General features: G+C 60.8%; 6 protein-coding genes and 1 tRNA gene. 4 read left to right on the forward strand and 3 right to left on the reverse strand.

From position 1 onward, the window contains the following. Positions 1-6: 6 nt before the first annotated feature. On the forward strand, positions 7-543 hold the full coding sequence (locus QP994_RS07775; RefSeq protein ID WP_284866007.1) for a M48 family metallopeptidase: 537 nt from the start codon (positions 7-9) through the stop codon (positions 541-543). On the opposite strand, the gene QP994_RS07780 is transcribed toward QP994_RS07775, so the two are convergent. Continuing rightward, positions 540-2,018, reverse strand: a complete 1,479-nt coding sequence (locus QP994_RS07780) for a zinc-dependent metalloprotease (RefSeq protein WP_284866009.1) — start codon at positions 2,016-2,018, stop codon at positions 540-542. The genes QP994_RS07775 and QP994_RS07780 overlap by 4 nt on opposite strands. 183 nt (positions 2,019-2,201) lie before the next feature. Between QP994_RS07780 and QP994_RS07785 the strand changes: the two genes are divergently transcribed. Continuing rightward, complete coding sequence (locus QP994_RS07785) at positions 2,202-3,251, forward strand: YlbL family protein (protein WP_502870029.1); 1,050 nt, start codon at positions 2,202-2,204, stop codon at positions 3,249-3,251. Here QP994_RS07785 and QP994_RS07790 read toward each other — a convergent pair. Together QP994_RS07790 and QP994_RS07795 are read right to left on the reverse strand one after the other, a co-directional pair. Continuing rightward, on the reverse strand, positions 3,248-3,931 hold the full coding sequence (locus tag QP994_RS07790) for a hypothetical protein (RefSeq protein ID WP_284855432.1): 684 nt from the start codon (positions 3,929-3,931) through the stop codon (positions 3,248-3,250). The two genes, QP994_RS07785 and QP994_RS07790, sit on opposite strands and share 4 nt — an antisense overlap. Then, complete coding sequence (locus QP994_RS07795) at positions 3,924-4,415, reverse strand: PPA1309 family protein (RefSeq protein WP_284866018.1); 492 nt, start codon at positions 4,413-4,415, stop codon at positions 3,924-3,926. Before QP994_RS07795 ends, QP994_RS07790 begins: the two co-directional genes overlap by 8 nt. Positions 4,416-4,569: 154 nt before the next feature. On the opposite strand from QP994_RS07795, the gene QP994_RS07800 reads away from it, so the two are divergent. Both QP994_RS07800 and QP994_RS07805 read left to right on the forward strand, forming a co-directional pair. Then, entirely contained in the window at positions 4,570-7,527 is a 2,958-nt protein-coding gene (locus QP994_RS07800) for a UPF0182 family protein (protein WP_502870028.1), read from the forward strand. A 131-nt stretch (positions 7,528-7,658) separates the two neighbouring features. Next, positions 7,659-7,732: transfer RNA gene (locus QP994_RS07805), tRNA-Met, on the forward strand. Positions 7,733-7,927 lie beyond the last annotated feature (195 nt).

Raw genomic sequence — 7,927 nt, forward strand, 5'->3', positions numbered from 1 at the left:
CGCGCTATGCCTCGACACAACACCCCAGTTCACAGTGGTGATTGGCCGCCGGAAGGCGTGGACATCATCCGCTCCGCGCGGCGCACTCGCACCGTGCAAGCACGGCACAAGGGTGAGCGGATTGAAGTGCGCATCCCAGCACACTTCAGTGCGCGGCAGGAACGTGACGCGGTGGAGGAGATCCTGGCCAAACTGGCCAAGAAGACAACAACCCAACGCGCATCCGACGAGGAACTTCGCACCCGCGCAGAAACACTCAACCGCACGGTCCTCGACGGTCGGGCGCACATTGGTTCGGTGCGCTGGGCGACGAACCACAACACGCAGTGGGGCTCATGCACCGTGTCCACCGGGGACATCCGGATCAGCGACCGGTTGAAGGACACACCCGATTGGGTCGTGGATACCCTCCTCGTCCACGAACTCGTGCACACCTACATCCCTGGTCACGGCCCTGATTTTTGGGAGCAGGCAGACAAAGTGCCCCACGCCGAGCGGGCGAAGGGCTACTTGGAGGCCTATCAGCGGTTTGGGCCGAGCTAGTCCTTCGTGTCTTCGGTGCCGTCAGTGCCTTCAGCACCGTCCTGATCGTCCTCATCCGGCGCGGGCTCATTGGCCAGCATCTCTTCGAGCTTGGCAATCTCCTCATCGAAGGCGGAATCTGTCGCATCATCCAGCAACGTGTCAATGAACGCAGCTGGGTTGTCCAGGTGCTCAGCCGTGGGGAGGAAGTCCGGGTGGTCCCAAACCTTATCGCGACGTTCCACGCCGACGGCTTGGGTGACGCGGCGCCACAACTCGGCAGCCTCCTGGGTCCTTGGGGTACCAAGCTCAATGCCCACCACGTTGGAGAAGGCATTCTCTGCAGAGCCACCCGTTGCGCGGCGGCGCGCCCAGGACTCAGCCAGAGCACTGGTGGACGGAATACGCTCAGCGAGTGCTTCTTCCACCACAACATCGACCCAGCCTTCGACGAGCGCGAGCAAAGTCTCCAGACGTGCGGTGGCAGCCGCATTGCGGGAGGTGATGCGTGGGGATAGATCCATGTCCTGCAAGTTCTGCATCGCTTCCTGCATCTGTATCGGGTCACCCGATTCCAGGTTCAGTTCCCGCAGTTTTTCCTCGATGTGAGAGGTATCCAGCTCCAAGCCGATGGAGTATTCCTCCACGGAGGAGATAATGCGCTCCACCAACCACGGCACGTGGGTGAACAGACGCTGACGGGCTGCCTCCAGTGCACTGACATACACGAGCACTTCCTGGCCGGGGACAGACAACTGCGCGGAAATCGGCTCCACGTTCTTGGTCACGATGCCGATGACGCCGGTGGGGGCGACGGGCAGACCAAAGTCATTACCAGTCAGCGTCTGATTAGCCAGATCACCCAGCGCACTGCCAAAACGTGCGCCGAAGTTCATGGAGTTGAAGTGGCCGAGCATCTGCGTGATCGGGCCGAAAATCTCACGTGCTTCCGCCGGCATCGCATCCAGCTGGGCGCGGCCCATGTGCTCCGCCACCGGGCTGACCATGCGCTTCCAGGTGGGCAGGGTGTTCTTCACCCAATCATCCGTACTCCAGGCCTCCGGCCGCGCACCGGAATCGGGCAACGTGGATGCGTCATCCAACCAGAGGTTGGCCAAGCGCACAGATTCGGTGACCGCAGTGGCATCATTCGCGGTGGCCCCACGCGGGTTCTTCAACACTTGGCGGGCTGCACGCAGCGCAACGTCGAAGTTCACCGCGTCCTGTTTCGGTGCGGATCCGGACTCAGAACCAGCGCCCGGCACCCCGCCACCGAGCATCTCACCGAACTGGTTCAAAATGTCGGACAGGTTACCGCTGAAGTTACCGCCAAAGCCCTGGCCACCACCGAAGTTGAAGCCGAATTGGGCAAACGGGTTGTGCTGATCGCCGCGATCACCGCGACCGTCCTGGCCACCCTGACCATCACGGTCATCGCGGTCGTCCCGATCATCACGGTCGTCGTTGGGGAAAGAGAACCCGAATCCATTAGCCATGGTGGCCAGCCTACCGGCGTAATGGAAGTGACTGCGAGGAATAACGCCCGGATGCCCAACGCTGTAAGCGAACATCTGCCGGTGATGTGCCACCTAGCCTCTGTTGTAGGCTTAACAGCCGTGAATCAGCCCACCGACACCACAGCGGCCATCGAACCAACTAAGCCCGCGAAGCGCAACGGCCTGCGCCGCGGCGTGATTGCCACGGGTGTGCCCTTGGCTCTCATCGCGGCGGTGTTTCTGGTGGGCGGTGTTCCTGGCACGAACATCAAGCTCACCGTGCCGTATGTGGCGCAGGGGGCAGGCCCGACGTTTAACACATTGGGGGATGTGCAGGGCACCCCGGTCATTGACATTGAGGGCGCGGAGGTGGACGAAACCTCGGGCACGTTGGACATGACCACGGTGTCCGTGCGCACGAACATGTCCATGGCGCAGGCGCTGAGCCGCTGGATCATCCACAAAGACACGATCGTCCCGCTGGGCCAGATCATGCCCAAGGGTGTGTCGGATGATGAGATGCGGCAGATCAACGAACAAGCCTTCGTGGCTTCCGAAGCGGCAGCGACGGTGGCAGCGATGCGCTATCTCGGCGAACCCACCCGTGTCCTGGTCCACGGGGTGCTCAAAGATGCGCCAGCAGCAGGCGTGCTTGAGCCCGCAGATGTGCTGACCAAGGTTGCCGGCCGCGAGGTCACAGAACCACAGCAGGTGCAGAACATCGTGCGGGAGCACACGCCGGGGGAGACCATTGAGGTGGAGTATCTGCGCAACGATGAACCGGCCACCGCGTCCATCACGTTGGGTACCAACCCAGAAGATGAGATGTTGCCGTTGCTTGGTGTGACCATGACGTCTGAACCGGCAGGGGATGTCACGGTGAATTACAACCTCAATGACATTGGTGGGCCGAGCGCGGGCATGATTTTCAGTCTCGCCGTGATCGACAAACTGTCACCGGGTGAGCTCAATGGCGGCCGAAAGGTCGCGGGCACAGGCACCATCGCTGAGGACGGTACCGTGGGGCCGATCGGCGGGATCACCCACAAGATTGAGGGCGCGCGCGATGGCGGTGCGGAGCTTTTCCTCGCACCAGAGAAGAACTGTGCGGAGGCACGTAAGGCTGATGCCGGAAACATGACGGTGGCCAGCGTGACCAACATCGATGATGCGATCTCCGCGATGGAAGACTTCGCCGCCGGCCGCCCGGTGACTACCTGCGCGGCAGATTAGTTCGAGGTCTTCTTTACTGCAGTCGTCGTAGCAGCAGATGACTCATCGGTCGGCTCTGAGTAGCTGTCCGCCAGGCCAAGCATGAAGATCCGCTGTTCCGGATCATCCACATCACTAGCCACCATCTGCTGGAGGACCTTGCCTTCCTTCTTATCCACCACGGTGATCACCGCGGTCTTGCCCAGCATGGACCAGCCCACCAGCTTCTCATCGGTTTCCTGCACCACGCGGGAGCTGGACAGGCCAGTGAGCACATCCGCGGTGTCTTCCGCCATGGACGTCGAGGCAAAGAATTGCAGCTGCCCCACGGTTGAGCCGGAGCAGTCGTAGGAGCCCTTGAGGCTGGTTTCAACGCAGGTATCCAAGTCGTCGAAAAGCGATTCAGGCGCGAGCGAGGCGAACTTCTCCCGCACATCCTCAACAACCTGCGCATCATCGCGCCGACGCTTACTGCTTGTCGACGTCGCCGTGGACGAGCTCTCACTCGCCTCCGTCGTCGTTTCTTCCGTGCTTGTCTGCGACTCCGTGCTGGTTGCCTGCGTGCTTGATGGCGTTGGCTTTGGTGTTGGTTCCTCCTTCGAGGAGCATGCAACAAGAGCAACGCTCAAAGAGAGAGCTGCGGGGACGCAGGCGAGGCGACGCATTGACAGTGACGGCACGAGGGTGAGCTCCTTATTCATTCTCCAGGCTGTATCGTAGCGCGCCGATCACCGCGGGGGCGACTCCCGGACCCCCACGCAGCTGGATCTCATCCTGAGCAAACGGGCCAGCGGCCTCCAACTCTTCCTCCGTCGGCCGGATCTGCAGCAGCGTCAACTCCAGCCCTTCCTCCCGCAGCACACCGGAAAACAGGCGAGCGGGACGTGCAGGCTGATTCTGCTGAGGCCTATAGGCCTCAGCAGTGTCCTTAAACATGATCTCTTGGGCCAAGATCACCCCTGCGACCTCCTCCGGCCACGCCAAACGCGTGAGGTAATCACCCAATTCATCTGACCCGGGCTGGATGTGCGCCGGAATCTCCTCCTGGACGATCAACGTTAACGGCGCGGATTCATCCTCGAGTCCCGCCATTTGATCGGCCACCAACGCGGTGGGAACCAGCGCAAACAACGTTGGTGCCGCATCCCACCCTTCGGCGTGGACGAATTCGACGGCCTCCATCATGGCCTTGTTCAGCGCTTGTTGCGTCAGCGCGGGGGTGTGCTCAGACACTGTGCGGGAACCCTTCTGGTCTTTTAAGCGTTAAGGAAATTAGTGTTGAAGCTTACATAGCCTCACCCCGAGCCGTTTTTCATAGATTGTCGAAGGAGCTTCGATTTTGGCCACGCGCCTAAATATCCCCCGCCCGAAGCCGCGGAAATCCAACACCATGCTGGTGGTCTTTGGAATTATCGCGGTACTCACCCTGCTGATTCCCATGCTGGTGAATGTGTACACGGAGTTCCGCTGGTTCGGCGAGCTGGGCTACCGCGGCGTGTTCACCAAGGTGATCTTGGTCCGCATCGTCTTGTTCATCCTGTTCGCCCTCGTGGGTGCCGGTATCACCTTTGCCGCCGCCGCGTTCACGTGGCGCACGCGTGAGCAGACGTCGATTTTCTCGGACCCGAATTCGCCGGTGGCGCAGTACCAGGAATCCATCCAGTCCACTGTCCGTGGCCTGGTGCGCTGGGTGCCCGTCATTGTCGGTGTGGTCACCGGTGTGCTGGGGCAGAGCACGTGGCGTACGTTCATGTTGTGGCTTAATGGTGGTGATTTCGGTTCCACCGACGCGCAGTTTGGCCGTGATCTTGGCTTCTACGCCTTCGCCCTGCCAGCGCTGTCCCTGTTTGTCAGCGTGCTGTCCATGCTGTTGGTTGTTGCCTTCCTCGTCGGTGCGGTGGGGCAGTATCTCCTGGGTGGTATCCGCGTGGCCAACCAGGTGGCTGGCACCAAGGGCTACATCTCTAAGGCTGCACGCATCCAGCTGGCAGGCACCGCTGGTCTGTGGATGCTGGTTAAGGCCTTTGATTTCTGGCTGCAGCGCTACAGCCTGCTGTACGGCAAGAATGACATCTTCACCGGTGCGTCCTACACCGATATCAATGCCCAACTGCCGGCGCGCATCATCCTCATTGTCATCGCAGTGCTGGTTGCCGCGGCCTTCTTTGCTTCCATCGTGTTCAAGGACTTCCGCATCCCGGTTCTGGCAACCGTGCTGATGGTCCTGTCCTCCCTGGTTATCGGCCAGGCCTGGCCAGCTTTGATCCAGCAGTTCTCTGTGAACCCGAACCGCCAGGAGCGTGAGTCCGAGTACATCGCCCGCAATATTGAGGCAACGCGGGAGGCTTATGGCCTGACCGATGACAAGGTCACCTACGAAACGAACTGGGGCGCGGAGCCCGCCAACGATGGGGACGTGGGCAATGATTCGGCGACGATCTCGAACATCCGCCTGCTCGACCCGGACATTCTGGCGCCGACGTTTACGCAGAACCAGCAGCTGCGTAACTTCTACGGCTTTCCAAAGAACCTGGCCATGGACCGCTATGAGGTCGATAGTGAGATGCGCGACTTTGTCGTTGCTGCCCGTGAGCTGGACCCGAATGCCTTGCGTGAGAACCAGCGTGACTGGCTGAACCGCCACACCGTGTACACCCACGGCAATGGCTTCGTGGCCGCCCAGGCCAACATCGTCGATGAGGCAGCACAGGACGCTGGCTCCACCCGCGGTGGCCTGCCGGTGTTCACCGTGTCCGACCTGCAGTCCAACGCCAATGCTGCGGAGAAGGAAGACGCGGAGGAGCTGGGTATCCGCGCGGAGCAGCCTCGCGTCTACTACGGCCCGGTCATCGCTTCTGCTAACGACGGCTTGGATTACGCCATCGTCGGCGACGTGGGCCAGGGCCCGCTGGAGTATGACACCGATACATCCTCCTTCACCTACGACGGTGAAGGCGGCGTGGGCATTGGCAACTGGATTGACCGTGCTGCTTTTGCCCTGAAGTACCAGGAGATGAACCTCATCCTGTCTGACCGCGTGGGCAAGGAATCCAAGATCCTCTACGACCGTGATCCGCGCAAGCGCGTGGAAAAGGTTGCCCCGTGGCTGACCACGGACCAGATGACCTACCCGGCGGTGGTGGACGGCCGCATCAAGTGGATCGTCGATGGATACACCACGCTGTCCGCACTGCCGTACTCCACCCGCACCTCCCTGCAGGACACCACGCAGGATGCCCTCAATCCGGATGGCACTAACCAGCGTTTGGTGAACAATGAGGTGGGCTACATCCGCAACTCCGTCAAGGCAACGGTTGATGCCTACGACGGCACGGTGGAGCTCTACGCTTTCGACGAAGAAGACCCGGTACTCAAGGCGTGGATGGGAGTGTTCCCCGATACGGTGAAGCCATCCGGGGACATACCGGACACCCTGCATGAGCACCTGCGTTACCCGGAGGACCTGTTCAAAGTTCAGCGTGAACTGCTGGCCCGCTACCACGTGTCTGACCCGGGCGTGTTCTTCAACAACGACGCATTCTGGTCCGTCCCGAATGACCCGACGGCACCGGAAGGCCGTAAGGAACTGAACCAGCCGCCGTACTACGTTGTGGCCGCTGATCCGGAGACCTCCAAGCCGTCTTTCCAGCTGATCACCCCGTACCGTGGCCTGAGCCGTGAGTTCCTCGCTGCGCACATGACCGTGACGTCTGATCCGCATAACTACGGCAAGATCACCGTCCGTGTCCTACCCACCAACACGCAGACCCAAGGTCCGAAGCAGGCGCAGGACGCCCTCATGTCCTCCGACCAGGTGGCACGTGACCGCACGCTGTGGGAGGGTTCCAACACCCTGAAGAACGGCAACCTGCTCACCCTCCCGGTGGCGGGCGGGGACATCCTCTATGTTGAGCCGATCTACTCGCAGCGCAAGGACCAGGAATCCGCATTCCCGAAGCTGCTCCGCGTCCTCGTGTTCTACAAGGGCCGCGTGGGCTACGCGCCGACTGTCTCCCAGGCTCTCAGCCAGGTGGGCATTGACGCGAAGGAAGCCCAGGACATCAGCATTGTCGACGCTGACGGGAACACCACCGAACCCAAGGATGCTGCCGCCGACACCGACAAGGAAGACAAGCCCAAGCCAGCGGACAGCCCGAACAACAAGGACTCCGCACTGAAGGCTATCGACGACGCCCTGCGTGGCATCGAAAACGCCCGCCACGGCTCCTTCGAGGAATACGGCAAGGCCCTGGACAACCTTGACCGCGCCGTCAAGGACTACCAGAGCATCCAGTAGCCACCAGCACATCCCCTGGTTGCCCAACCGCAACAACAAAGCGGCAGCCAGGGGATTTGTCGTTCTAGTACCCCGTGCGTATAGTTAACGCCGTTGTCATTTAGACAGCAGGTGAATTACATATCACTCGACGCGGGGTGGAGCAGCTCGGTAGCTCGCTGGGCTCATAACCCAGAGGTCGTTGGTTCGAATCCAGCCCCCGCTACTAAGATAAGGCCCCTACCAGTGGAAACGCTGGTAGGGGCCTTCTTCATTTTGTGATCGGATCGCCATTTGGTGCACTAGCTGGTGGGTTAAGGGTCAAAAAGTGTGTCTGGCCCCGGCGTGTCGTGGGGTTAGATTTGGCCTTTTTGGATGCCGATTGAGTGGGTGTACTCGGTGTCGATACCGTTGTCGTAGA

It is taken from the genome of Corynebacterium sp. MSK044, from assembly GCF_030232825.1.
Classification (GTDB): domain Bacteria; phylum Actinomycetota; class Actinomycetes; order Mycobacteriales; family Mycobacteriaceae; genus Corynebacterium.